Below are 24328 nucleotides of genomic sequence, written 5' to 3'. Positions count from 1 at the left end.
GGGCGCATGCACATGAACGCAGCGCTGACCGCGGCCGACGCCGCGCTCGATGACCTGCGCGCCGACGCCGATTTCGCTCACGCGGAGCACGGCGATGTGTATGCCACGAGCCTCATGCACTACCACGAGCGGCTTTCAGAGTTGCTGGCGAAGGCGTTCACGCTCGTCGAGGCTTCGCACGACGCCACGATGAACAAGCGTGACCGTCTCGCACACGAAGCTCACGCGAACGACATCGCCAAGAACGTGCTGACCGACGTCACCGCCGTGCGTGCAAACTTCGCGACCGTCGTGGCCCGTGGTTCCGTCACCAAACCCGGTGCGCGTGGTGTCGTTGAAGCCGCGATCGGCCAGAGCCTGAACAAGGCCGAGATTTGGTGGGATGGTCGCGTGCGCCTCGGCAAACTCACGACGACCGAGATCGTCGCCCGCGACACAACGACGTACCGCCCGTTTCCAAAGTGGGTGCCGTGGACGGCCGGCAGCATCGCCGCCGGAGCCGTCGGGCTGCAGGCGATTTCGACCTTCTTCTAAGCGGAAGCACTTACGGGTCGACGCGAATGGTTCCGTAATTCGTCTCTTCGGAGACAACCCGATTGAACGACTCGGTGATGATGGTGCGCAGTACTTCGAGGTTGTTCTTGTCGAGATTCTTGAGGTACAGGCACGACTTGCCGATGGTGTGTGGGCCGACCTGCGCGAGCTCGGCGACGTGGTCGGCCGTATCCATCAGGTAGACGCTCATTGACGCGGCGCGGGGCGAGAACGCGATGAGCGGCATGTCGCCAGAGCCGCCCGTCGGGTACTCGTAGTGGCACGAACCGAAGCCGATGATCGTGCCCCACATCTGGGGTTCACGGCCCGAAATTTCGCGCATCATGTCGAGCAACGTGAGGGCATCGCGCTGGCGAATGGCTGACGGAACCGTCGCGATAAATTCGTCGACGGAACCACCGGTAGGGTTCACGACTTCGCCTCTTTTGCCGCGGCTTTCATGGCGCGCTTGTGCTCGCGCACGAGGGTGAGCGATTCGGGGCTGACGATGTCAGCGACGCTGCGGTACGAGCCCTCATCGCCGTAAGCGCCGGCGGCTTCGCGCCAGCCTTCGCCGGTGAAGCCGTACTGCTTGCCCAGCAGGGCGAGGAAGATCTTGGCCTTCTGGTCGCCGAAGCCGGGGAGCGCCTTGAGACGTTTGAGCACTTCGGGGCCGGTGGGGTTGCCGCGGGTCCAGAGGGCCGCCGCGTCGCCATCCCAGTCCGAGACGAGCACCGAACACAGCGTCTGCACGCGCGTCGCCATCGAACCCGGAAAACGGTGCACCGCAGGCGTCTCACTGAATGCGGCGGTGAACGCCTCGGGGTCGTACGACGCAATGTGCTCAGCCGTCAGCGCTCCGATGCGCTGCTCAATCTTGAGCGGTCCGCTGAACGCCTGCTCCATCGCAATCTGCTGGTCAAGCAGCATGCCAATCAGCAACGCGAGCGGGTTGTCGGTGAGCAGGGTGTCAGCCGCGGGGTCATCCGTGATGTGCAGAGCCATGGTTCCAGTGTGACAGGGTGTGCGCATTCGCGGACCGCATAGGCTGGGCAATGTGATGACTTTTCGAGAGCTTCGAGCGAGCGACGCTGCCCGGGTTCTCGACGCGTTCACGGCCGACGCCGCCGAGATGAGCCGTCAGGGTACGGTCAACGACCTCGACACCGCTCGTGCCTATGTGAGTCGGATGATCGACAACGCCGATACACGCACGCTCGTGGCCGTCGACGATGCCGATCGGCTCCTCGCTTTCGCCGCCGTAACGGTTGACCTGGCCAATGAAAATGGCTGGGTGTTCTACTGGGCGCATCCTGATGCCCGAGGACGCGGCGTCACTTCACAGCTGGTACGAGCGCTTGCCGATCGGGAGCTCAGCGAGGGTGGGCTGTACCGGCTGGAACTCGGATACCGCGCGAACAACCCCGGATCCGCGGCTGTCGCGCGCGCGGCGGGGTTTGTTCAAGAAGGTCTCGAGCGGGAGAAGTTTCTCGTCGAAGGCAAACGCATCGACGTTGTCACGGCGGCTCGTCTCAAGACCGATCCGGTTTGAGGACCTACCGACGCGTGATCGCGACGTCGACGGTGTCGCCGATGTCTTTGCCCAGGGCTTTGCGAACCTTGGCGCTGAGCGAGATCATGTGTCCGCCCGTTCCGGTCACCATCGCGCCGACGTTCTCGAGCCGCACGTCATCGACGACGGCGTCTACTCTGACCGACTTACCGGTTCCGAAGAACTCCGCCGACTCAGGAATCTCGACGCAACTCCACACCTCGCCCTTGATGTCGACTCCGATGGCGGCGTGAAAACTCATGCGCTCCGCGCTTGCATCGTGGATGGCGCGCACAATCGACCCGACCCGCGTCGGATCGCCGAGAGCCATGGGCGCCAGATCCATGGCTCTCGTCCCGTGAACGAACTCTTGAACTGAGCGCCCATCCTCGTCTTTCCCGAGAGGCTGGGGAACATCCACACCAGCCGCAAGGACCGCCCGGACGAACGCCGTCACACTGGGTGTGGCGGCGGTCCACGGCTTGCGCACTGTTTCTCCGACGTGCAGGACGCGGTCAGGGGCGTTCCCGCCCGAGAGCGTGTGTTCTTGCATCGGTCAGATGTCCATTCGTGGTGGAGGCTCAGCGGTAGACCTCGCGGCGGTGACCGATCGCCAACACGAGGATCACCACCTCGCCATCGTTGACGGCGTAGATGACGCGGTAGTCGCCGACGCGGATGCGCATCTCGCCGCTGCCGCCCGTGAGCTGCTTGCAGCCGTGAGGTCTGGGGTCAAGCGCGAGTGCGTCGATGGCGGAGAGGATGCGTCGTGCGATCCCACGGTCGAGCTTGCGCAGCGACTTCAATGCTGATTGCGCATACCTGATCTCATACCGCACGAGCGGTGATCAGAGGCCGAACTCGGCCATCACATCCGCGTGAGCTACACGGGGATCGCTTTCATTGCGGGCGGCTGCGGCGGCACGGATATCCGCCTGATCCTCCAGCGCTTCCAGCGCCCGGTCGAAGAAGTCCGCTGATACGACGACCGCTCGACGCCCTACGCCTCGGGACGTGATTTCGACGGGCTCACGTTGCGCTGCGGCGATGTAGTCGCTCTGGCGTGCGCGGAACTCGGAGAGGGTGATCGATGTCATTCACTAATGGTACAACTTGTACAAGATGCTCACAAGCCCTCGGGTGTGCGCACTACGTGGTCAGCGCACCTGCTGGTCAAGCAGCATGCCGATCAGCAGAGCGAGCGGGTTGTCGGTGAGCAGGGTGTCAGCCGCGGGGTCATCCTTGATGTGCAGAGCCATGGTTCCAGTGTGACGGGGTGTGCGCATTCGCGGACCGCATAGGCAGTTTGAGGATCTACCGACGCGTGATCGGACGTCGACGGCGTCGCGGAACCACGTGGTTGCTGATCGGGGGTGCGCGGGCGCACTAGGGTAAAGGGACTGCGGGGGCACACGATGCGCTCGTCTGATATACCACTCGACGACGAATGGGTTCATGAGTACGACGCGTCTGATCCGACTGAGCGGGTTGACGCGCGCCCGCACATTCGCGCACGGCGCGCTCGCGGCGGGCGTCGGACTCCTCATCGCCTTCGTCGTGTTCTTGGTCGCGACCCTCGGCGCGTGGATCACCGTTGATACGCACCGTGCGCTGGTGACGGCGATCGGAACCAGTGATGCAGCCGTGCTGGTGCTCGAGACCCGGGTGGGTAAAGACCCCGCAGCGCAAGACGAAGAAGCCGAATCTGTCATTGTTGGCACGCTCGGCTCGAGCGTTCACATCGAGCGCACCGCGGTCGAGGGCGACGACGGGCTCGTGCAGTACGTCGTCACGCCCGACACTGACAAGCTGACGCCCGCATCGGCCGCGCGCATTGCCTCCGGCATCGACAAAATCGAAGACCGGTTCCGCAGCTCAACCGCCGCTGTCGGTGGCCTGACGATCAGCGGCGGTCTCGCCACCACGATCTCTGCCGCGGGTACGGGCGCCGTCGCGAGTGCCGCGATCTCGCCGATTCCGCTCGCCATCATCGCGGTGCTCGGCTGGTTTGCCGTGATGGAACTCAGCCGCGCGTGGGGCCGAGCCCGCGCTCGCGAAACGGCACTCCTCACCGCGCGCGGCTTGTCTCGAGGGCAAAAGGTCGCTCTGACGGCCGGCGAAGTCACGCTCATCACCGTCGTGGCCAGCCTCATCGGCTTTGCCGGCGCTGTCGCTGTGACGTGGTTCCGTGCCGGTGGCGAAGCATTCGGCGCCCTCCCGAGTGGTCTCCCGCTCACGATCGGCACCATCGTCGTTTTAGGACTGACCGCCGCCGTCAGCGTGGCCCGCGCCGCTGAAAGCGAAGCGCAGGTTTCTGCGCGAGCAGCACGATTCACACAGGTTGCGTCGGTCGGCGCGCTCGCCCTCATCGTGTTCGCCGCGGCGCTCGCGGTGTGGCAGCTCTTCGCCACGCGCAATACACCCGTCGACAGTGCGTGGCGAGTTACGTTGTCGTCGCTCGCTCCGATCCTCACTCTCATCGCAGCTGCCCTCATTGCTGTGCTACTCGCGGCACCACTTGCCCGGGTCATCGCCGGTATCGCCGCCCGTCGCCCGACGCTTTCGCCAAGCCTCCCAGCACGCAACGTCGCCCGTCGCCTGCCTGCTTACGCCACGGCCGTCGCGCTCGTCGTGATCACGGTCTCTGGTTCTGTCTTCGCGGCCAGCTATGTCTCAACATGGGAGCGTGCTTCCGAATCCGCGGCCGACCTCGGCGCCGGCGCTGACGTGCGAGCCGACCTCGGGTTCGTCACCCCTGCCGACATGCAAAGGGCCGCAGGCCTTGGCAAAGCCGCCGCCGCGTACACCGCCGATGTCGTCGTCGGCGACACCAGCGCCGAGCTGATCGCCCTGTCGCAAGACCAGCTCGCTGACGTGATCATCCCCATTCCAGACCTCGTCGATCCCACAGCACTAGCGAAGAACTTCACAACTGAGACCACCGCACTGCCTGTTCCTGAAGGATCCACCGAAGTTCGGTTCACGGTTGACGCCGAAGGTCTGGAGTTTCCGGTCGTGACTGCGACGGCACAACTGTGGGTTGCCGACGCCAACGGTGTCGCGACCCTTGTCACGCTCACCTTCGACGAAATCGAAGAGAAGTCGCGTCACCCCGACCCCAACCGCGGGTTCTACGGCGACCAATTGTCGGTGACATTGACCGGAACCACGCTGCTGCCCGTGAATACGACGAGCATCCTCAGCGTCGGCATGACGGCGACCGACGGTGGCCGCTTTGACGGCACCATCGTCACGGTCTCGCAACCGCGACTTGCGACCTCAACCGGCGGCGATATGGTTCCGCTCGCCGTTGAACCGGCGGTTCCCAGCCTGGTGCTGGGTGGTTCCGCCAACGCGAACACCAGCCAACCGTATGGAGTGTTCTGGAGCGCACGCGCCACGAGCCCGGTGATTCCGGCCGTTGTGTCGGCGGCGTTCGCGAAAGATCTGAGTCTGAGCGTAGGCGACCCGGTGGAGCTGCGGGTGGCCGGAACCGGGCGACGGTTCTCGACGGAAGTGGCCGACATCGTCGACGCTATCCCGGGAGCAGATTCGGCCCGAGCCGTTCTGGTTTCGCTCGATGCCGCGGTGCGGGCGGCCGTGCCTGTGGGAGCTTTCGCTGACCTTCCGGCAAGCCCCGCAGCCCCGAACGAGATTTGGCTATCGGGTGCTGACCCGACCGAAACGTCAACCGTGCTCGGTGCCGACGTCACGGTGCCGACTGATGTTGCCGCCATCGTCACAGGTGGCCTGATCACCACGTGGTGGATCGCCCCTGTTGGTGCCGCGCTGCTCGCGGCCATCGCCCTCATCGCGATGATGGCTTCCCTTACCGCCACTCGCGCCGACGAAGTGTTGATTCTGCGCGCTGTCGGTGTCGCGCCGCGAGCGCAGGCTCGCTTGCGGGTTGTTGAAGCGGCCACGGTGGTGCCGACATCGATGGTGCTCGGTGCGCTCGCGGGCTGGGCGATGAGCGCCCTGATTGTTCCGGTATTGGTCAGCGCGGCAGTGCCTGGTTCGCACCAGCCGACGCTCGCGATCAACCCACTCATCGTGGGCATCGTGGCCGGTGCCATTGCGATTGCGTTTATCGTCGCGGCGTTGGTCATGTCAGCAATGGTGCGGAAACACGCCATCTCAACACGCACGGCGGAGGCTGCCGAATGAGCCTGTCACGCAGCCGCCTTGTCGGCACTCACTGGCGGCATGCACCAGGAGCCACCCTCGTCGTTGCGCTGATCGTGATGCTCCTCACGATCGCGATTACGGTGCTTCCGCATGTGCTGTCCTCGATTCGGGAAGACACCCTCAGCGAGCATCTTGATGAGATCTCGGTGACAAACCGTGACCTTGTCGTGAAGACACGCGACGTCGGTCCGCCCTCGGCGGGTACGGGAGAGCGTTTACCCGCCGAATTCCGATCGGCATGGGCGGGCGTCGAAGACCGTCTGCAAGCAATTCGCGCTGACGCGCCAACGCATTTGCGCGCAGCTATGGAAGACCCGAACTACGTGGCCATCGCCGGCAATATAGACGAGTCGATGGACGGCCGTGTCTTCATCGCAATGGACCCGTTCTATGACACGCACTTCGAGCTCGTCGAAGGCCGTTTGCCTGAGACTGTGCCAACGAAAGGCGCGACAACGGAGTTTGAAATCATTGCTCCGCGCGCGACCGCTGAGGCGTTCGATTGGCAGCTCAACGAGACTCGTGAGATTCCGCTCGGCCAAACGATGACGATCGACGAGAACGGCGAGATCGTGCAGAGCCCGCTGCCCCGGTTCACTCTCGTGGGTATCTACCAGCCCGATGACGTGCGATCTTCCTATTGGTCACAGCTGGCGCCGCTCACCGGACCAACCACGTACTACGACCCCTACGGCCAGCCGTCGGTCACCGGGTACTTCTTCACCAACCCTGCCTCAGTTATGCAGGCGCGACAGTGGGCACCGTTACCGACGACGTACTGGTTCCCGATTGATTCGGCGCAGATCTCCGAGTCCACCGTCCCGGTGTTGCAGGGAGAGATCGAAACGTTCATCGCTCAGTCACACACGCTCAGCGAATGGGATCCGGGTGGCGCCCGCTTTCAAACCCAGCTCGGCAGAGTGCTTGACCGAGTCTCAGACACCAACCATGCATTCACCGCGCTCGCGTTGATCTTCGTCGCCGGGCCGATTGGCGTGGGTGTGGCCGTGCTCGTGCTCGGCTCCCGCATGATCAGCCAGCACCGCCGCAGCGCCTTCGCGCTGATGGATGCCCGCGGTGCGAGCCCACTCCAACGCCGCCTCCTCATGGCAGGGGAGGGCCTCATCGCTGCTGTTCCCGCCGCGATCATCGGCGTCGCGATCGGCGCGAGCCTAGTGCTCACGATCTTTACGCGCTCCAGCGTGCCTCTGTTCTCGGCACTCACGATCGCGCTGCTAGTCGGCGTTGCCCTGTTTCCGGCGGTGGCGCTCGCGGCATCGGCGCCGGGTGCTGAGCGTGCCGCGCGCGTTGATGATGCGAAGCCTGCGCATGCTCGCGTGTTCGTTGAAATGGCGGTCGTTATTCTCACAGTCGCGGCGACGATTGCGTTCACCTCTCGCGGCGCAGGAACTGCAGAAACCGGGGTTGACCCGCTCGCCACGCTCACGCCCCTCCTACTCACCGTCACCGCCGCGCTCATCACCCTGCGGTTGTATCCGCTCGTGCTCCGCGCCGTGCACGCCCGCCTCCGCGCGGGCAACGGATTCATTGACTTCATCGGTTCTGCCCGCGCGGTGCGCGAAGCATCCGCGGGCGCTGCCGCGCTCCTCGCCCTGCTCGTCGGTGTTTCCATCGCGGTGTCATCGACCGTTGTGCTCTCCACGATCGACACCAGCGCGCAGCGCATGGCCGAAATTCGTGCCGGCGCCGACCTCACCCTGAGCGTGCCGCGCTTTGCCGACGATGCCGCCGAACGCGTCGCCGCCCTTGACGGTGTGAACGAAGTCGTCCCGGTGCGCAACGTACCGAACGTCGCCGTCGTGGTCGACAATCGCACGACGCGCGTGCCGATCTACGCCTTCGACTCCGAAGCGTTCGAGCGTATTTCTCCGCACGCCGATGCGCTCATCCCTGACGGCAACTCGCTCCGTGCCGATGGTTCCGTGCCCGTCATCGTCTCGCAATCGGCGTCGGAGCGCCTCGGCATCACGCTGGGAGACCTCACGATCGGCGGCACCCAAGAAAAGGTCACCGCGAACGTTATTGCCGTCGTCGAAGACACCACTGGCTTCGCGGCGATGGACATTTGGATTCTCGTCGACGACGAGTACCTCGACGACATTGTGCCCGCCGCCAGTACCGTGTCGACCCTGCTCGTTGACCTTGACGACGGCGTCGACCCCGCGACGGTCGTCGAAGCGGTCAAGCGTGAAGTGGAACCATTTGTCTCGTGGATCACGCCGGAGTCGGCTCTCGCAGAGACAACGTCGGGCTCTACCACCGCCGGTTTGCGCGGCACGCTGTTCACCGCGATCGGCCTCACCGCGCTGCTGTGCGCGATCGCGATCGTGTTAACCCTCGTGCTCAACGCGCCAGCACGCGCCCGCCTACTTGCTCTGCTGAAGACGCTCGGCGCCCCACCTCGCTCCGGCGGTGGCATCGTGTCGTGGGAACTGGTTCCGCTCTGCATCGCAGCCGTGGCCGCAGGCACTGCCTTCGGACTAACGTTGCCGCTGCTGCTTTTCCAGGTGCTGGATCTGCGCTCGTTCTCGGGCGCAGACAACGCGCCGGCCTACAGCGTTGACCCACTGTTGCTCACCATCTCGTTGGGAGGCTTCCTCGCGGTCGCCGCCCTGTTTACCCTGTTGTCGCTGTTCTTCGCACGCCGCGTGAAGGTGTCGAGCGTGCTCCGAACCGTGGAGGAATCATGACCGCTGTGAATACTGAGCCCGACATTTTGTGCTCCGATCTGGTGCGCATCTTCGCGGTGAAGGGGCGCGACGGCAAAGCCGTTGAGGTGCAGGCACTGCAGGGCTTGAACCTGCGTATTGAGCAGGGTGAGCTGGTTGCCGTTGTCGGCGCTTCGGGCTCGGGCAAGAGTACGCTGCTGTCGATTCTGTCGAGCCTGGACACGCCGACCGCCGGCGTTGCCCGCGTCGCGGGGCGCGATCTGCTCACGATGACCCGCAAGCAGCGCGTCGCGTTTCGCCGCGAAGACGTGGGTTTCGTGTGGCAACAGACATCGCGGAACCTGCTGCCGTATTTGACGGCGGCAGAGAACGTGGGCGCGGTGCTCGCGATTGTGGGGGAGCCGAAGGGGGCGAAAGAGCGGGCGGCCCGCGTCGCCGAGCTGTTCGACCTGCTGGAAATTTCGCACCTCGCCGACCGCAAGCCCACGGCGCTGTCGGGCGGCGAGCAGCAGCGCGTTGCGATCGCGTGCTCGATCGCCCACACCCCGCGCGTTGTGCTCGCCGATGAGCCAACGGGCGAGCTCGACGACGACACCAGCGTGCAGGTGCTCGAGGCAATGCGCTCCGTCAACGGCGAACTCGGCGTGACCACCCTCATCGTGACGCACGACCCGACGGTGTCGGAGCACGTTGCCCGCACCGTGCAGATTCGCGATGGCCGCACCGCCACCGAAGTGCTGCGCTCCACGCGCGTCGACGAGCACGGTGCCGAGCACGCCGTCGCCGAAGAGTACGCGGTGCTCGACAAGGTGGGCCGCCTGCAGCTGCCTGACGAATTCGTCTCGTCGCTTGACCTGCGCGAGCGCGTGCGCCTCGCCCTCGAACCCGACCACGTTGGTGTCTGGCCCGGCCAGAAACAGGCCGACGATGAGGAGGCCTCATGACTGTCTTGCTTCGGGCCAGCAACCTGACCCGCACGTATTCGTCGGCCGCTGGCGACGTGCATGCGTGCGTTGACGTCTCGCTCGAGGTGTCGGCGGGCGAACTCGTCGTCGTGCGCGGCCCATCGGGTGCCGGCAAATCGACACTGCTGAACCTGCTCGGCACCCTCGACAAGCCGACGAGCGGAACCATTGAGATCGACGGCAAGGAGGTCACGGCTCTCGGCGAAGACGCGCTGGCGACGATCCGCCGCGATCACCTGGGCTTCATCTTCCAGTCGTTCGGCCTCGTCTCGATTCTGTCGGCGGCCGAAAACGTTGAGCTCCCCCTCCGTATCGCCGGTGTGCCCGCCGCTGAACGCACCGAGCGCGTTGATGAAGCCCTCGAACGCGTTGGCCTCGAAAAGCACGCCGAACAGCGCCCAAGTGAACTCTCTGGTGGCCAGCAACAGCGCGTCGGCATCGCCCGAGCCATCGTGAGTCGCCCGCACATCCTCATCGCCGACGAACCCACCGGCCAGCTCGACTCCCGCACCGCCGCGAGCATCATGGACCTCCTTGCCGTACTCGCACACGAACAGGGCCTCGCCGCCATCGTCTCCACCCACGACCCACTGCTCGTCGCTCGCGCCGACCGCGTCATCGACATTCACGACGGCCGCATCACCGCGGTGAGAGTGAACGACGCAACAGCGGAACCAGGGGATGAGACGGAACCATCGGCTGAGGTTCCTGAGGAGGGTGCGGAGCCGACTCAAAGCGAGTCGTCACCAGCCGAGCCCGATGTCGAAGAGCAGTCCGAGGTTCCGCCCACCCCGCCGCTCACTCGCAAGGCGCTCAAGATTCAGCGGGCGATGACGGGTGAGATTCCGATCATCCGGTTCTCTGACGATGGCAGTGCCATAGACCCACGCGGGGAGACACCGCAGGGCGGCTAATTCTCAGACTCGCGGCAAGCGGATGGGATCATGGAGACATGCCTGAAACCCCGGATCTTGCCTCAGCCGCCCGTTCACACTCCGTGGGGATAGTCGGTGGCGGTTTCGGCGGTCTGATCGTGGCGTGGGAGTGCGTAAAGGTCGGGATGTCGGTGACGCTGTGGGACGCCGGCGACATCGGCGGCATGACCCGGCTCGTTTCGGTGGATGGTGCGCGGGTTGATGTCGCGGCAGACAACATTGAGCGCAGTGAAGCCGTCGACGAGGTCTTGAGTGCGTTTGGTCTCACCGACAAGCTGGTCGCCTCGGCTACCCACGAACGGTGGTTGCTACAGCGCACGCCGGTTGTGCTTCCGGAGTCGCCCGCACTGGGTATTCCCGCGAGCCCCTTCGTTTCTGACGTCACGAGCGTCATCGGGTGGGGTGCCGCATGGCGTGCCTACCTTGACCGGCTGAAGCCCGTGCTCACGATTGGCAACGCCGAGAGCCTCGGCGAGCTCGTGAGCCAGCGCGTGGGGGCGAAGGTGCGCGACAAGCTGGTCGCGCCCCGCACCCGTGCCGAGCTCGGCCTCGACCCGGCCGACGTGCTGATCGACGCCGCGTTGCCCGAACTCAACAGCGCGCTGACGCGAGCAGGCAGTCTTTCTGGCGGGGTCGGCCTGCTGGATGTGACACCTCCCTCCCTGAGCCTTGCTGGTGGCCTGGGCGTGCTGGCCGAGGCGCTACGCACACGTATCGAAGAGCTCGGCGGCACCGTGCACGAGCACACGCCGGCCACGAGTGTTGAGCGCGCGGTCGACAACTGGACGATCACGACGACCGTGCATAACGCTGAGACCGACGCTGACGAGCCGGTCGAGACGACCGTGCAACACCTGGTGCTCGCAACCGACGGCCGCACGGCCCACAGCCTGCTGGTTCCGCTCATCCCGTCGCTGGCGGCTGATGGTTCGACCGAGCAGACCGTTGTGACGCTTGCGGTCTCCGGTATCACCGCTACGCGCGGTGCCGGGGTGTACGCGAGCGACGCCGCAAGCGATGTGCAGCGTATTGACCACGTCACGGCGCAGTGGCCGTCAATCGAGCGTGCCACGGGGCACGAAATCGTTCGCGTCACGCTGGCCGAGCGCGGCGCCGACGACGACGAAGCCGTGCAGATTGCGGCCGGAGCCGTTGGTGAGGCCTACGGCGCGACGGTGACGGTGATCGATTCGCACGTCGAGCGTTTCGTGCGCGCGCAGTCGCGTGCCGCACGCACGCATGCCGACCGCGTTGCTGCGATTCGCACGCAGGCTGCGACGATGCCGCACCTTGACGTCGTGGGCGCGTGGGTCGCGGGCGACACCGTGCGAGACGTCATCACCGATGCGATGGCAACGGCCGAAGCGATTCGCCGCAGGGCACTCTTTTCTGTGTGAGACATGGATGCCAGAAATGGCATATAGCGCTACGCTGAATCGCGTACCTGCAAATTTCGCCACCCAAGGGGGACAAATGAAGGGCAAGATCGGAATCATCGTCGGGCTTACCGCCGGATACGTGCTCGGCGCACGCGCTGGGCGCGAACGTTACAACCAGATCGCGAAGTTTGCGTCTTCGGTGTGGAGCACCGCCCCCGTGCAGAAGCAGGTCGACAAAGTGAAAGGTTTCGCGAAGTCTTCTGCGCTCGCGCTCCCTGGCGCCATTTGGGACACTGCCGTCAAGGTGACGAAGGCCGCTTCCGCGCAGAAGTCGCCGGGCGACAAGCTCGACGCGGCGATCTCGGAAACCAAGAAGGCGGGCCCCGCAGTATCGCGTGCCGCTGAGACCTCGGCCGAAGCGATCAGCGACGCTGCCGAAGACCTTGTCGAGAAGGTCACCGAATCGAAGTCCGCGTCAAAGAAGAGCCCGCGCGGCAAGAAGGCTTAATTGTGTCGAACACCTCTGGCTACCGCGACCGCTCGAAAGACGGCCTCCTGACCCTCGTTGGCGAGGTTCCGGAGCTTGTCAAGAACCTCGTCCTTGCCGAGCTGAACTCGGCGAAGAAGTGGGTCGCGAAGGTCTCGAAAGACGCCGGCATCGGCGCGGTGTGGTTCATCATCGCGCTGTTCTTCCTGTTCTGGACGGTTCCCGCGTTCGCCGCGTTCGTCATCGTGGGCCTATCGAGCTGGTGGCCCTGGTGGGTCTCCACCCTTGTCGTATTTGCCCTCATGCTGGTGCTCGTCGCGGTATTCGCGGTGCTCGGCATCCTGCGCATGAAGCGCCTGACCGCCATTGAAGACCCTGTGACGGCCGTGAAGACGGATGCGCGCATGGTGAAGGAGATTGCAGATGAGCTCTGACGCGAACATTCCCCGCACCGCGGTTCCGTACGGAATTACCGACCCGGTCGAAGCGGCTCGCGCCGAGCTGAAGGCGGCGCTGAGCGCCATCGAAGAAAAGGTCAACGTACCCAAGCAGGTCGGTAAGGCCACGACCAAGGTGAAGACCTACGCCGCAAGCAAGCCCGGCGTTGTGATCGCGGCTGTCGTTGGCGTTGCCGTCGCAACGGGCCTCGTGGTTTGGGGCATCGCCCGCTCTTTGTCTCGGTGAGAGACTTTTCATCCCGCCCACTGATCGCGTGAAATACCGGCCGTCAGTGGTGGCTAATTCGACGCGCGAACGCGCCGGCGGGCGCTAACTGTAGCGCCTCGAAACGTCTCGCATTGCGCTCCCGAGTTCGAGAATCAGGAATCAGGGGTATATTCGATGGAACAGGCAGTGGCAATGGAGCGGATACTGCCAGCTGTTTAGTCCGGAAAAATCCCTGAGGACGACCGCTTTTCCTTGGATTACGCGTCTGCAAAATCCACCGATGCCTGAGAGTTGCCATGAATTTGCTGACTGAAGAGAACCACAAGCCACTGGGCGGTTGGCGTGTTCTCGTTCCTCGTGGTGGCCCCTGGGGCGACGGCGTTGCCGCATCGCTTCGTGAACAGGGCGCTGTGCCCGTCGTGGCACCCCTCATTAACTTCGCTGCAACCACCGACCCCGATGCCCTCAACGACGCACTGGAGCGTCTCGGCAACGGCGAGTTCGACTGGCTGACCGTCACGAGCGCAACCACGGTCGACGTGCTTTACGCACAGCGCGCCGTAATTCCCGCGAAGACCAAGGTCGCGGCCGTCGGTGAAACCACCGCGGCAGCCCTCACCGCAGCCGGGTTCAAGGTTGACCTCGTGCCGGCGAAAGACAACTCGGCTGCTGGTATGGCTGAAGAGATGATTGCTCTCGAGCAGGCCGCACCGCGTCGCGTGCTGTCGCTGCGCAGTGAGATCGCCAAGCCCGTGCTGAGCAAGGCTCTGCAGGCCGCCGGACACGATGTCTCGAGCGTCGTCGCGTACCGCACCGTCGGCGTACCGGTTACCGAGCGCATCATGCGCGACGTCGTCAGCGGCCGCATCAACGCGATTCTGGTGACCAGTGGTTCCGTCGCCGTTCAGGTGCACGAACAGTTCACCGACATTCCGTCGACGACGATCGTCGCCGCGATCGGCCCGCGCACCGCGAAAGACGCCCGCAAGGTTGGCCTCGATGTTGACGTGATCGCCGACCGTCAGACTGTTGACGCGCTCATCGAAGCCGTTTCGCGCTTCCCGCTGCCGCACGCGGCAGACGAACTGCAGCCGTAAACCTAGTTCTGCGGCGGCGGGTCGATGCCGTAGCGCCGACCCGACTCCTTCGTCGGAAGTTCGAGAAGGAGAGCCGCGGCGGCAACACGTGTGCGCGCCCCGAGTGAGGGTTCGCTCCGTAGGTGCGCGATGTCGCGCGCCGACGTTGCTGACTTATGGAGCGTGGCGCTCAAGCCCAACAGCTGCGCGCCAGCGGGCCTCTCGATCTTCAACGTCGTCGGAAATGCTCCCAGCCTCGTCGCGTGCTTCGCGATGAGGGCCGTGGTTCCGCTGCGGCCATGAAAGTCTTCGAGCACTCCGAAATCCACGCTTTCGGCACCATCGAGCATCGACGACACGGCTACCGAGTCGAGAGCGGGCAGGATGGGGCGCACGACGACGACCGGGCCGTCAGCGACGCCCGTGACGCTGTGCACGACCGCGGGAATGTCGAGGGTCTCCGTGTCTTTTTCGGCGGGTACGACGGTAACGTTCGGGCTGAGCGCGGTGAATGCGTCGGTGGCGTCGGGTTCATCGTTAATGACGATGATCTGCTCAACAAGCCGTGCGGCGGCGATTGCTGCGACAGTGTCGAGCGCGATCGCACGGGTCAGACGGCGGGCTTCAGTGCCGAGGCGCGACGAGTTTTCGGCGAGGCGCACGGACGGCACAACGATGGTCCACGAAGCGGTCATGCCTCACAGTCTGTCATTTTTGCTGGTGAGAAAGGGGCAATCCACCGGAGCATTGTTGCCGAGCTGTGAACTTTGTGAGCCACGGTGCGTGGCAGACTGGTTGCCATGGTCACGCTGTTGCTGGATTCTGCGAACCTTGAGGTTGGGTTATCAGCCTCGGAGCGTCTGGTGAGCCTGCAGAAGCAGAACGTGCGGGTGCGCCGCAGCGATATCACCAAGGTGCAGCTGACCGACGACCTGTGGACGTGGTTGCGTGGCGTGCGCAGCCCGGGCACGTTTGTGCCGGGCGTTGTGGCCGCCGGAACCTGGCGTTCGGTTGCCGGGGCAGATTTCGTTATCGTGCGGGGGCGTGAGAAGCCTGGCGTCGTCATCGACCTGACGCACGATGCGCCGTTTCAGCGGCTCGTGCTGTCGACCCAGCACGGACTCGCGCTGGTCAAGGCGCTACGCCTTGATGGCGAGGTCGAGTTGAACGATGTCGTGACGCTGACGTCACCGATTCCGACGGTTAAACCGCAGCACGCCGCCAAGCCTGCCACGGCCTAGCGAGATCAGTCGACGTCGCGGCGCCAGGTCGTGACCGCGCCGATGATCGTCAGTGCGACGGCGTAGACGGCGAGGATGACCGCGCCGACCCACCACTCCTGCGCCTCGCCCGAAGCGCCGAGCATGACGTAGAAGTTCGAGCCGACGAGCGTGTCGGAGGCTGCGCTCGGCAAGTAGCGAGCGGCCGGTTCAATAGCCGGAGCGAACGCGGCTGCGGTGCGTACGAGGGGCTCAACCAGTTGAGTGAATACCAGCGCGATGACGATCGCTGCGACCTGGTTGCGCACGATGCTGCCGAGACCAAGGCCCACCCAGGTCCACAGCACGAACGCGAGCACCATACGGCCCATCATGGCCAGGTTGTCGGTTGTCGTGAGCTCTGGGTCTTGGCCGGTTGCGGCGAAGACACCAGCGGCCGTGCCGACCGTCGCCGCGACGGCAACAATGCCGAGTGCCGCTCCGACGATCGCGCCCGTGACGAGCTTGGCGACGAGCACGGTGCCGCGCTTCGGAGTCGCCAAGAAGGTCGGAATGAGGGCGTGGTGGCGGAACTCGCCCGTGACGAGCAGCACGCCCAGCAGGATCGGGAAGATGTAGCCGATGTTGACCGCAAGTCCGTAGACGAGTGATGGTGCGGCAGCGCCGAGGAGCGCCGCATCCGGAACCTCATCGAGGGCACCCGTCTGGGCAAGGCCGATCGCCGCGGCGAAGCCGCCGCTCATCAGAGCCAGGGCCGCCACGGTGATGAGTGTCAGCACCCACCATGCGGAGGTGGTGAAGTACTTGGTGAATTCAGAACGGGTCGCAGAACCGATGCTCATTCCGCGGTACCGCCTTCCTGTGACGTGGCTGAGTCAGACTCGGCCGACTCAGAATTGGGGGCATGGTTCAGCCCGACTGAACGGAAGAACTCGTCCGCGGCGTCGTCTGCTGGGGTGCGGTCGGTGCGACGCTCCCACGCTCCGTGGTCGTCGAATCCGGGGAGGTCGGTGTCGGCCTCTTCGTCAGATTCAGGTGCCGGTGCATCGGTGTCGGCTTCTACGTCGGGGGCCGTGAATACCGGAATCGACGCGGTGAACGTGCGTGGCTCGGCGGCGCTCACCGTGATGATGCTGGTCGCGACGGTGTCAGCCGGAGCCTCGTCAACGAATGCGTCCGGGTCTTCATCGGGGTCGTGCGACACCGGAATCTCCGTCACGCCCTCGTGCTCGAGCAGACCGACGAACGGGTTCTCGGTCGTCCACGACTCCGGATCCATCGCTTCGGCGATCGCCTCAGCCGCCGACGGGTCTACCGGAGCAGCCTCGACGACGTCGTCTGCCGGGGCGTCATCATCGGCATCAGCGTCGGAAGCGTCTGCCGCAGTCACATCTTCTGCCTCAGCAACGGCCTCAGCGTCGGCAACCGTGATCGGTTCCGTGCGCGGAGCCCACGGCGACAGAATCGGGGCCCAAGCCGACACCGGCTCGTCGTCTTCGTCATCGTCGGTGGTAGCGTGTGCCGGCTCGCTGAACGTGTCGTGCGCTGCCTCGTCGCCCTGAAGAAGGTCGTCGAACGATTCGGTGGTCTCCTCATCGCTGTCTGGGTCAGTAGCTTCGGCTTCTTCGGCTTCTTCGGCTTCTTCGTCTGCTGCGGCGACCTCATCGGACGTGTCTGCCTCGTCAATGACCGCGTCAGCATCGTCGGTCTCGGCGGCAGTGTTGGACTCAGCGTCGATGGCTTCCGCGGCCGCTACCCAGGCCGATGCCGGGTTCGGTTCGGCCTCGCTCGACTCGTCTTCGTCGGAGTCGTCGGCTGCGTCATCGTCTGCGTCATCGGAATCGGAGGCGTTGTCCGCCTCGTCGTCTGACTCGTCGTCGTCTGACTCGTCCTTGTCCGACGCGTCTTCGGGCTCGTCGTCCGAGTCGTTGCCGTTGTTGTCAGACTCGTCATCCGAGGCGTCATCGTTGTCATCGGACTCGTCGGCATCATCGCCGGAGTCATCAGGGTCGTTGTCAGAAGTGTCGCCGTCGGTCGTCTCGGACTGATCTGTTGCCGACTCGGCATCGTGGGCATCGACATCGTCTGCCGCAGCCTCAGCAGCATCGGTCACGCCGTCAGCGTCAGCCTCGGCGGTGTCTGCCGCGAGCGCGCCAGCGGCCAGGGCACCACCGACGCCAGCCACCGCAGCCGCGTTGACGTCAGCGACGTCTTCGCCAGCGTCCGTAGCGCCAGCGTCAGTGTTCTCGTCGCCATCGGCCTCCGCCACGACGTCAGCGCTAGTCTCAGTCTCAGCCGCAACCTCAGCGTCAGCCGCAACCTCAGCGTCAGCCGCAACCTCAGCCACTGGTTCCGCAACCGGAATCTCCTGCACGCGGGCGCCACTGACGAGATCGAGAAAGATCTCTTCAATCGAGGGGCCGCGCTTGCCGAGAGCCGACAGCGTGACGCCAGCCGCAGCGGCCGCCGTGCCGATTTCCGCGGTCGTCGCGCCGCGCACCGTGAGGCCGGAGCGCAGCACGTCGGCGTGCAGGCCCGCCTCGCGCAGGGCGCGAGCGAGCGAACCACGATCGGGAGAGTCAACGACAACCGTGTCGGTCGCGTCGATCGAGATGAGGTCGCCGAAGTCGCCGTCGAAGACCTTTCTTCCCTGGGCGATGATGATGATCGAGTCGGCCATCTGCTGCACTTCGCTGAGCATGTGGCTGGAGACGAATACGGTTCGTCCCTCGCGTGCGCGGTCGCGGAGGAAGGATCGCATCCACTTGATGCCCTCCGGGTCGAGGCCGTTGGACGGCTCATCGAGCACCAGAACGCCCGGGTCACCGAGGAGGGCGGTCGCGAGGGTCAGACGCTGGCGCATGCCCAGCGAGAAGCCACCCACCTTGCGCCCGGCGGCATCGGCGAGACCCACCTGGCCGAGCACCTCATCAATGCGGCTGAGCGCCACGCGGCCGGCGACCGCGTACACCTTGAGGTGATTCGCTGCCGTGCGGCCGGGGTGAAAAGTGTTCGCCTCGAGAGCGCCACCGATGGTCTGCAGCGGGTTCTTCAGATCGCGGTACGCGGAACCACCAATGGTCGCGGTGCCGCTGGTGGCGTTTACGAGCCCCAAAAGAATACGGAGGGTCGTGGTCTTTCCGGCGCCGTTTGGTCCGAGAAAGCCGGTGATGCGACCAGGCTCAACGCGAGCCGAAAAATCGGATACCGCAGTGACTTTTCCGTACTGCTTCGTGACGCCAGAGAATTCCAGCACCTGGCCATCAGACATGCGTGGGCCTCTCTATCCGGGGTTGTTCTGTCTATCCTCTCGGAAATTGCCCCCGTTTGTCTCTTTGGCACCAGAAATCTCTCCATCTTTGAGAGGTAGCCTGGGACTCGTGACCGATACGAACCTCACTGACGAGCACGTTCTGGTGTCTGCGCGCGGCGGACTCGGGCGAATTACGCTCAATCGTTCTCGCGCGCTCAATGCTCTGTCGCTCGACATGATCCTCGCGATTACGCGTGCCCTCAACGAGTGGCGTGACGACACCGACGTGGAGACGGTCGTCATTGACTCGGCTGACCCGCGCGGCTTGTGCGCCGGCGGCGACGTGCGCGCGCTGCGCGAAGCGATTATTGCGGGCAAGCTCACCGAGGCGGCCGAGTTCTTCCGCGCCGAGTACGTCATGAACGACCTCATCGCTGAGTACTCGAAGCCGATTGTGGCGATTGCCGACGGCATCACGATGGGTGGCGGTATCGGCATCGCCGGCCACGCGTCGCACCGCATCGTCACCGAAACCTCGAAGCTCGCCATGCCGGAGACCCGTATCGGCTTCACGCCCGACGTCGGCGGCACGTGGCTGCTCGCGCAGGCGCCGGGCCACCTCGGTGAATACCTCGGTCTCACCGGCGCGACAATGAACGCCGCCGATGCGATCGCTGCCGGCTTCGCCGACTATTTCGTGCCGTTCGAGCGCATCACGTCGCTCGTCGAGGCTCTTGAGACCCGCGCTGACCCGAGCACGGTGACCGAGCTCATCCTGCTGTTTGATGAGACGCCGGAACCATCGGCGCTGGTTGCTGCGCAGGGTTGGGTTGATGACGCCTTCGGTCGTGACACCGTCGCCGAGATCGCGGCACGCCTCGACGAGCTGAGCGGTGACGCTGAGGTTGGTGAAGCGGCCGCGGCTGCCCGCCAGCTGCTGAGCGAAATGTCGCCGACGTCGCTCGCCGTCACCCTCGCCTCGGTACGCGAGGCTCGTAACCTCGACGGCGTGCGCGCCGTGCTCGCGCAGGAGTTCAACCTCTCCGACTTTCTGTGGGCCGAATCCACCGACATGGTCGAGGGCATTCGCGCTCAGCTCGTCGACAAAGACCGCAACCCGCAGTTCTCCCCGGCAACGATCGCCGAGGTTCCGGCCGACTTCGGTGCCCGCGCCGTCGCGCACCGCGCCGCAACACCCCTCTGGAACTGAGCGCGGTGTTCGATAGTCCGCTGTCGGCTTCGGCCTACGACGTTTTGCAGGTTGCCGTCACCGCGACGCAAGACGAGTTGCGCCGCGCCTACCGATTGCGGCTGCGCCAAACACACCCCGACACCGGGGGCGATGCCGCGCAGTTCGTGCTGGTGCAACGCGCGTGGGAACTCGTGGGGACCGCGCAGGCACGTGCCGCCTACGACCGCGGCCACGGCTTTGGAACCACGGCGCCGCAGGTTCCGGAGTACTCCGGTTTTCGGGCTCCAGCCGCGCCGTCGACGACGCGCCCGGGGCCCCGCAGCTACGGGCACCCGGGTGGTCGCAACCGCGAGCGGTATCTCGCCGGCATCCGCGAATTTGCCGGCCGCGGTGTGCAGCTGACTGACCCGTATGACCCGGCGCTCGTGCGCTCCGCGCCGCGTGAACTCAAACAGATTCTTGCTGATGCACTCGCCGAAGAAACGACGGCGCGCGTGCTGAGTGAGCTTGGCATGGGTTACACGCTGTGGCACGAGGTCGCCGTGCCGACGCGCAGCGGCCACCCGCTCATCATCGACCACATCGTGCTGGGCCCGAGCGGCCTGTACGCCGTGGCGTCAGAAGACTACGGAACCTCCGTGCGGTTTAAGCGCTCAGAGGTTATTGGTGACGGCGTGCCGTCATCACCAATCGCGACGCTCGTTGGTGCTGCGCGCACGCTCGGTCGTGTTGCCGGCGTGAAGTTTGGTGGCGCGATGCTGGTGCTGCCCGATGACGACCTGCCCGAGACGATTACTGAGCTCGGCCGCGTGAAGTCGTTGCCGGTCGCCGTGGTGTCGCCGCAGACGCTCACCACGATGCTGCGCCGCGGAGTGACGGGCGTGCCTGACATCGGTGGCAACGAGATCTTCGACGTGCGGACTCGGCTACAGCGCGCCGTGCAGTTCGCCTAACGAGAGCCGGCGCTATCGGCTCGCGACGGGGTCTTCTTCACCGTCGCGCACCCAGTAGTCGATCTCGTCGACGTGCTGTTCCATGAGCGTCGCGGCGAGTACGGCGTCGCCGCTGGCGATCGCGTCGACGATCGCCGCGTGCTCGCACACCGTGCGCTCTACCGTTGCTGCACCCAATGGTTCCGCCGTTGCCCGGTCAAATAGCGGGCGCGCGATCAAACTCGTGACGAGGGCCGTGAGGTACCGGTTGCCAGAAATGTCGCACAGGACGCGGTGAAACTGGGATCCGTGAGCGAGATAGGCCGCGGCATCGGTGAGCTCATGGCCAGGCTTAAGCTCGTCGCGGAGCGCCTGAATTTCTTCCGGCGTCGCCGTGCGTGCTGCCTCGGCCGCGGCGTGGCTCTCGAGCACGCGACGAATGTGAAACATCTCGCGCAGCGCGCGGTCGTCGTGCATATCGGTCACAAACGCGAGCGATGTCAGCAGAATGTCGGGTTCGAGGCTCGTGATGTAGGTGCCCCCGCCGTGCCGCACATCGAGAACGCCGAGAAACGCGAGCGCCTTCACGGCTTCGCGGAGCGAGTTTCGAGAGATGCCCAATTGCTCGCCAAGTTCGTGCTCCGGCGGCAACCGGTCTCCGGGACCCCACACACCGGAAACGATTTTCGCCTTGATCTTGGCAATGGCGTCATCTGTGAGTGCCATGGCACCAGAGTACGGCCTCCACCGAGAACCGCCTATTCGCACCGATTGGCGAACACCGGCGCCCACCGCTTAGCGTTGTATCTGAACCCCAGGAGGACCCATGAAGCTACTCGTTGCTGCCGCCGAAGCCGAGCTGGAGGCGTTTCCGTCTCACATTGACGGCTACGAGATTCTGGTCACCGGAATCGGCAAGCTGCGCGCTGCCGTTCGGCTGACGCAGGCACTCGAGCGTGGCACGTACGACGAGATTCTGGTCGTCGGAACCGCGGGGTGCGTTGACGAGTCGCTGATGGCTGGCGTGCACGACATTTCGCGTGCACTCCAGCACGACGTTCAGAACCTTGAGGGTGTCGTGGGGGAGCACGTGACGCTTCCCGCCGTAGTGGAGCTGGGGCGCGAGGGCCTGACTATCGCGACCGGTGACAGCTTCGTTGATGACGCCGAGGTTGTCGCGACGGTGCGGGCCCTGGGGGCGTCGCTCATCGACATGGAGTCCTACGCGTTCGCGTGGGTGGCGCAGGAATACGGTGTGCCGTTGCGCATCGTTCGCGTGGTGTCAGACAAGGCTGAAGACGGTGCCACCGAGCTGTGGGACGAAGTAGTTGCCCGCTGCAGCGCTGAGCTGTGGGCGTGGATGCAAGAGGAGTACGGCGTCACGGCCTGACGCCGAGACAACAAAAGAACGCCCCGTCGGCTGAGCCTGACGGAGCGTTCTTCGTTTTACGGATTACAGCGCGACGATGTTCGCAGCCTGCATGCCCTTGGGGCCTTGCTCAGCGTCGAATTCGACCTTCTGTCCTTCGCGCAGCTCCTTGAAGCCTGAACCGGCGATTGCGCTGTAGTGCGCAAAGAGGTCTGCGGATCCGTCATCGGGAGCGATGAAGCCGTAGCCTTTTTCGCCGTTGAACCATTTCACGGTGCCAGTGGCCATCGTGTCTTTCCTTTGTTATGCCGACCGCTTGTGCGGTCGCTATCATCCTCTCACCATTTTGCGGGCTTTTGCACGCAAAGCTGGCCGAGTTTTTTTGCGCGCGTGCTGCACAGCATCCTGTGCGAGGGCACGCGTACGGAAGCGTCCGAGGCGTTCGCCACGGGCGCCGTGGGCAAAATATCCCGCGGCGGGAGCGACGGCGATGAACCCGGCGTACTCGCCTTCGTGGGTAGCCACGTAGACGTCATCGTCGGCTTGAAGCCAACGCAAAGAGTGGTGTGCGGCATCGATGCCGCTAACAGCAGACAAAATTTACAACCTTCTTACGCGCGCCAATGCGCACGCTAAATCAATGGTTCCGGAACCGGAACATGAAGTGACGCGGGGCCGCCATTGGCTGATGCGTCGTGGAGTCAGGGGCGGGTGCGAGCCCGCGTGAACTCCTCAGTTTAGCAGATGGGCTTATAGCGCCGTTACGAGGAGCAGCGTCATGTGCGATTCGGTGACGGCTTCGAGCTCATGTTTGACGCCCGCAGCAACGTGGATGATGGCGCCAGCGGGCATCGTGACCTCATCGTCGGCGATGCGGAACTTGATGAGCCCCTCGAGAACCTGTACCGTCAGCGGCGAGTTCGTGGAGTGCTCGCGCATGACCTGGCCCTCGGCGAGCGTTAAGCGAACGATCGTGGTGCCCGGGCCCTGGAAGATGCGCTTCATTTGCGGACGATCGTTCGATGCGACCGGCTCGGCGAGGAGAGCCTCGCGGCTTGACGAAACGAGCGTGTACGGCTGATCGGTCATAACAAACCCCCTGGTCTTGTCTTTGACCATACCTTCTGCCTCAGACATCGAGGCGAAAAATCGGCCCACCGCGGGGGCGGTGGGCCGATAGAGGGGGTGATGGGGCTACTTGACGACGGCGATTCCGGTCGCGCCAGCAGCCTGGCTGAGGGAGCCAAGGTTGGTCACGTTGCTGAAACCAGCATCTTGCATGAGCTTGACGGCTTGGCCCGCGCGGTTGCCCGACTTGCAGTACACGACATACTCGGCGTCGGGGTCGAGCGAGGGGATCGCCGCCGCGACCTCGCCCGCGTTCATGTCGAGCAGGTTGGCGCCATCGAGGTGGCCCGCAGCGAACTCGGAGGCCGTGCGGACGTCGAGAATGATGGTGTTGGCACCGACATCAACAGGCGCAGACGCGGCGGGTGCGCACGCGGTGAGGCCGAGGGTCAGGGCAAGGCTGGCGACGATCAGGGTGATTGCGCGACGCATATCTCTGGCCCCGACTTAGCGCGAGAAGAGGCGCTGGAAGAAGCCGCCCTTTTCGGACTTGGCGGCAGCGATTTCGGCGGCGGTGTGCTTGCCGTTGCACCACTGCGACGACGGAACGCCGGCCTTCACCATCGAAACGTGCTGGCCGCAACCAGCCCAAGTCGTCTTTGAGCAGGTCTTGCAGGTTACGGCACGGCACATGAGGGAGGGCTCCTTTAAAGATTGATGGGTACCCCTGGGGGTATATCTAGGGTACCCCGGGGGGTATGCCGAAAGTCAAACGGAGAGCCTGGGAGAACCGTGCGAATCGGAGCGCGCCCGTGAGAATGT

29 protein-coding genes and 1 pseudogene are annotated in these 24328 nt (G+C 64.7%); 15 read left to right on the top strand and 15 right to left on the bottom strand.

The features are described 5' to 3' along the window. Positions 1–6 precede the first annotated feature (6 nt). Positions 7–534, top strand: coding sequence for a hypothetical protein (locus ACQUSY_RS04065; protein ID WP_428903231.1), 528 nt, complete (start codon positions 7–9; stop codon positions 532–534). 10 nt (positions 535–544) lie between these two features. Here ACQUSY_RS04065 and ACQUSY_RS04060 read toward each other — a convergent pair whose 3' ends face one another. Then, positions 545–967, bottom strand: a complete 423-nt coding sequence (locus ACQUSY_RS04060) for a DUF1801 domain-containing protein (RefSeq protein WP_428903230.1) — start codon at positions 965–967, stop codon at positions 545–547. After that, a complete protein-coding gene (locus ACQUSY_RS04055) occupies positions 964–1539 on the bottom strand; it encodes an HhH-GPD-type base excision DNA repair protein (protein WP_428903229.1) in 576 nt (191 codons plus the stop codon). Before ACQUSY_RS04055 ends, ACQUSY_RS04060 begins: the two co-directional genes overlap by 4 nt. Positions 1540–1594: 55 nt before the next feature. On the opposite strand from ACQUSY_RS04055, the gene ACQUSY_RS04050 reads away from it, so the two are divergent. Then, the gene (locus tag ACQUSY_RS04050; RefSeq protein WP_428903299.1) at positions 1595–2086 is read left to right on the top strand and encodes a GNAT family N-acetyltransferase; all 492 of its coding nucleotides are present in this window, start codon (positions 1595–1597) and stop codon (positions 2084–2086) included. 4 nt (positions 2087–2090) lie between these two features. On the opposite strand, the gene ACQUSY_RS04045 is transcribed toward ACQUSY_RS04050, so the two are convergent. From ACQUSY_RS04045 to ACQUSY_RS04030, 4 genes and pseudogenes are all read right to left on the bottom strand, one after another. Continuing rightward, entirely contained in the window at positions 2091–2432 is a 342-nt protein-coding gene (locus tag ACQUSY_RS04045; RefSeq protein WP_428903228.1) for a DUF1905 domain-containing protein, read from the bottom strand. 235 nt (positions 2433–2667) lie between these two features. Next, positions 2668–2925 (bottom strand): type II toxin-antitoxin system RelE family toxin, encoded by a 258-nt coding sequence (locus tag ACQUSY_RS04040; RefSeq protein WP_428903227.1) that lies wholly within the window; start codon positions 2923–2925, stop codon positions 2668–2670. A gap of 9 nt (positions 2926–2934) precedes the next feature. Further along, positions 2935–3183, bottom strand: a complete 249-nt coding sequence (locus ACQUSY_RS04035; RefSeq protein ID WP_141381621.1) for a type II toxin-antitoxin system prevent-host-death family antitoxin — start codon at positions 3181–3183, stop codon at positions 2935–2937. Between the two features lie 66 nt (positions 3184–3249). Beyond that, a pseudogene (locus ACQUSY_RS04030) lies at positions 3250–3345 on the bottom strand (HhH-GPD-type base excision DNA repair protein); the annotation flags it as partial. Positions 3346–3541: 196 nt separating this feature from the next. Between ACQUSY_RS04030 and ACQUSY_RS04025 the strand changes: the two are divergent. From ACQUSY_RS04025 to ACQUSY_RS03985, 9 genes are all read left to right on the top strand, one after another. After that, positions 3542–6253: an FtsX-like permease family protein gene (locus ACQUSY_RS04025; protein WP_428903226.1), complete on the top strand. Its 2712-nt coding sequence runs from the start codon at positions 3542–3544 to the stop codon at positions 6251–6253. Beyond that, entirely contained in the window at positions 6250–8985 is a 2736-nt protein-coding gene (locus ACQUSY_RS04020) for an ABC transporter permease (RefSeq protein WP_428903225.1), read from the top strand. The genes ACQUSY_RS04025 and ACQUSY_RS04020 overlap by 4 nt, the downstream gene beginning before the upstream one ends. After that, positions 8982–9908, top strand: a complete 927-nt coding sequence (locus ACQUSY_RS04015) for an ABC transporter ATP-binding protein (protein WP_428903224.1) — start codon at positions 8982–8984, stop codon at positions 9906–9908. Before ACQUSY_RS04020 ends, ACQUSY_RS04015 begins: the two co-directional genes overlap by 4 nt. Further along, positions 9905–10843, top strand: a complete 939-nt coding sequence (locus tag ACQUSY_RS04010) for an ABC transporter ATP-binding protein (RefSeq protein ID WP_428903223.1) — start codon at positions 9905–9907, stop codon at positions 10841–10843. The genes ACQUSY_RS04015 and ACQUSY_RS04010 overlap by 4 nt, the downstream gene beginning before the upstream one ends. Positions 10844–10881: 38 nt before the next feature. Next, the gene (locus tag ACQUSY_RS04005) at positions 10882–12261 is read left to right on the top strand and encodes a protoporphyrinogen/coproporphyrinogen oxidase (protein WP_428903222.1); all 1380 of its coding nucleotides are present in this window, start codon (positions 10882–10884) and stop codon (positions 12259–12261) included. 76 nt (positions 12262–12337) lie between these two features. Continuing rightward, positions 12338–12751 carry a hypothetical protein gene (locus ACQUSY_RS04000; protein WP_428903221.1) on the top strand — a complete coding sequence of 138 codons (414 nt, stop codon included), beginning with the start codon at positions 12338–12340 and terminating at the stop codon, positions 12749–12751. Positions 12752–12753: 2 nt separating this feature from the next. Then, positions 12754–13164: a phage holin family protein gene (locus ACQUSY_RS03995; protein WP_428903220.1), complete on the top strand. Its 411-nt coding sequence runs from the start codon at positions 12754–12756 to the stop codon at positions 13162–13164. After that, positions 13154–13414: a hypothetical protein gene (locus ACQUSY_RS03990; RefSeq protein ID WP_428903219.1), complete on the top strand. Its 261-nt coding sequence runs from the start codon at positions 13154–13156 to the stop codon at positions 13412–13414. The genes ACQUSY_RS03995 and ACQUSY_RS03990 overlap by 11 nt, the downstream gene beginning before the upstream one ends. Before the next feature lie 278 nt (positions 13415–13692). Further along, a complete protein-coding gene (locus ACQUSY_RS03985; RefSeq protein ID WP_428903218.1) occupies positions 13693–14493 on the top strand; it encodes a uroporphyrinogen-III synthase in 801 nt (266 codons plus the stop codon). Positions 14494–14495: 2 nt separating this feature from the next. Here the strand turns inward: ACQUSY_RS03985 and ACQUSY_RS03980 are convergent, their stop codons facing one another. Then, complete coding sequence (locus ACQUSY_RS03980) at positions 14496–15167, bottom strand: hypothetical protein (protein WP_428903217.1); 672 nt, start codon at positions 15165–15167, stop codon at positions 14496–14498. A gap of 105 nt (positions 15168–15272) precedes the next feature. Here ACQUSY_RS03980 and ACQUSY_RS03975 point away from each other — a divergent pair, with 105 nt between their 5' ends. Beyond that, the gene (locus ACQUSY_RS03975) at positions 15273–15713 is read left to right on the top strand and encodes a hypothetical protein (RefSeq protein WP_428903216.1); all 441 of its coding nucleotides are present in this window, start codon (positions 15273–15275) and stop codon (positions 15711–15713) included. A 5-nt stretch (positions 15714–15718) separates the two neighbouring features. On the opposite strand, the gene ACQUSY_RS03970 is transcribed toward ACQUSY_RS03975, so the two are convergent. Further along, positions 15719–16534, bottom strand: a complete 816-nt coding sequence (locus ACQUSY_RS03970; protein ID WP_428903215.1) for an ABC transporter permease — start codon at positions 16532–16534, stop codon at positions 15719–15721. Further along, positions 16531–18963 carry an ABC transporter ATP-binding protein gene (locus ACQUSY_RS03965; protein WP_428903214.1) on the bottom strand — a complete coding sequence of 811 codons (2433 nt, stop codon included), beginning with the start codon at positions 18961–18963 and terminating at the stop codon, positions 16531–16533. The genes ACQUSY_RS03970 and ACQUSY_RS03965 overlap by 4 nt, the downstream gene beginning before the upstream one ends. A 109-nt stretch (positions 18964–19072) precedes the next feature. On the opposite strand from ACQUSY_RS03965, the gene ACQUSY_RS03960 reads away from it, so the two are divergent. Next, positions 19073–20155 (top strand): 3-hydroxyisobutyryl-CoA hydrolase, encoded by a 1083-nt coding sequence (locus ACQUSY_RS03960; RefSeq protein WP_428903213.1) that lies wholly within the window; start codon positions 19073–19075, stop codon positions 20153–20155. Positions 20156–20160: 5 nt separating this feature from the next. Then, positions 20161–21090 carry a DnaJ domain-containing protein gene (locus ACQUSY_RS03955; RefSeq protein WP_428903212.1) on the top strand — a complete coding sequence of 310 codons (930 nt, stop codon included), beginning with the start codon at positions 20161–20163 and terminating at the stop codon, positions 21088–21090. A gap of 12 nt (positions 21091–21102) precedes the next feature. Here ACQUSY_RS03955 and ACQUSY_RS03950 read toward each other — a convergent pair whose 3' ends face one another. After that, entirely contained in the window at positions 21103–21795 is a 693-nt protein-coding gene (locus tag ACQUSY_RS03950; protein WP_428903211.1) for a FadR/GntR family transcriptional regulator, read from the bottom strand. A 100-nt stretch (positions 21796–21895) separates the two neighbouring features. Between ACQUSY_RS03950 and ACQUSY_RS03945 the strand changes: the two genes are divergently transcribed. Further along, on the top strand, positions 21896–22459 hold the full coding sequence (locus tag ACQUSY_RS03945; RefSeq protein ID WP_428903210.1) for a nucleosidase: 564 nt from the start codon (positions 21896–21898) through the stop codon (positions 22457–22459). A gap of 63 nt (positions 22460–22522) precedes the next feature. Here the strand turns inward: ACQUSY_RS03945 and ACQUSY_RS03940 are convergent, their stop codons facing one another. The 5 genes from ACQUSY_RS03940 to ACQUSY_RS03920 form a co-directional block, all read right to left on the bottom strand. Then, complete coding sequence (locus ACQUSY_RS03940; protein ID WP_217338607.1) at positions 22523–22726, bottom strand: cold-shock protein; 204 nt, start codon at positions 22724–22726, stop codon at positions 22523–22525. 42 nt (positions 22727–22768) lie between these two features. Continuing rightward, positions 22769–23035, bottom strand: coding sequence for a hypothetical protein (locus ACQUSY_RS03935; RefSeq protein WP_428903209.1), 267 nt, complete (start codon positions 23033–23035; stop codon positions 22769–22771). A 153-nt stretch (positions 23036–23188) separates the two neighbouring features. Then, complete coding sequence (locus ACQUSY_RS03930; RefSeq protein ID WP_428903208.1) at positions 23189–23575, bottom strand: cupin domain-containing protein; 387 nt, start codon at positions 23573–23575, stop codon at positions 23189–23191. Between the two features lie 57 nt (positions 23576–23632). After that, complete coding sequence (locus ACQUSY_RS03925; RefSeq protein WP_428903207.1) at positions 23633–23998, bottom strand: rhodanese-like domain-containing protein; 366 nt, start codon at positions 23996–23998, stop codon at positions 23633–23635. Positions 23999–24013: 15 nt separating this feature from the next. Continuing rightward, complete coding sequence (locus ACQUSY_RS03920; protein WP_428903206.1) at positions 24014–24199, bottom strand: DUF8730 family Cys-rich protein; 186 nt, start codon at positions 24197–24199, stop codon at positions 24014–24016. Positions 24200–24328 lie beyond the last annotated feature (129 nt).

It is taken from the genome of Microbacterium daqui (genome assembly GCF_050408675.1).
Taxonomy (GTDB): Bacteria; Actinomycetota; Actinomycetes; order Actinomycetales; family Microbacteriaceae; genus Microbacterium.
This window is presented reverse-complemented; position numbering and strand designations above follow the sequence as displayed.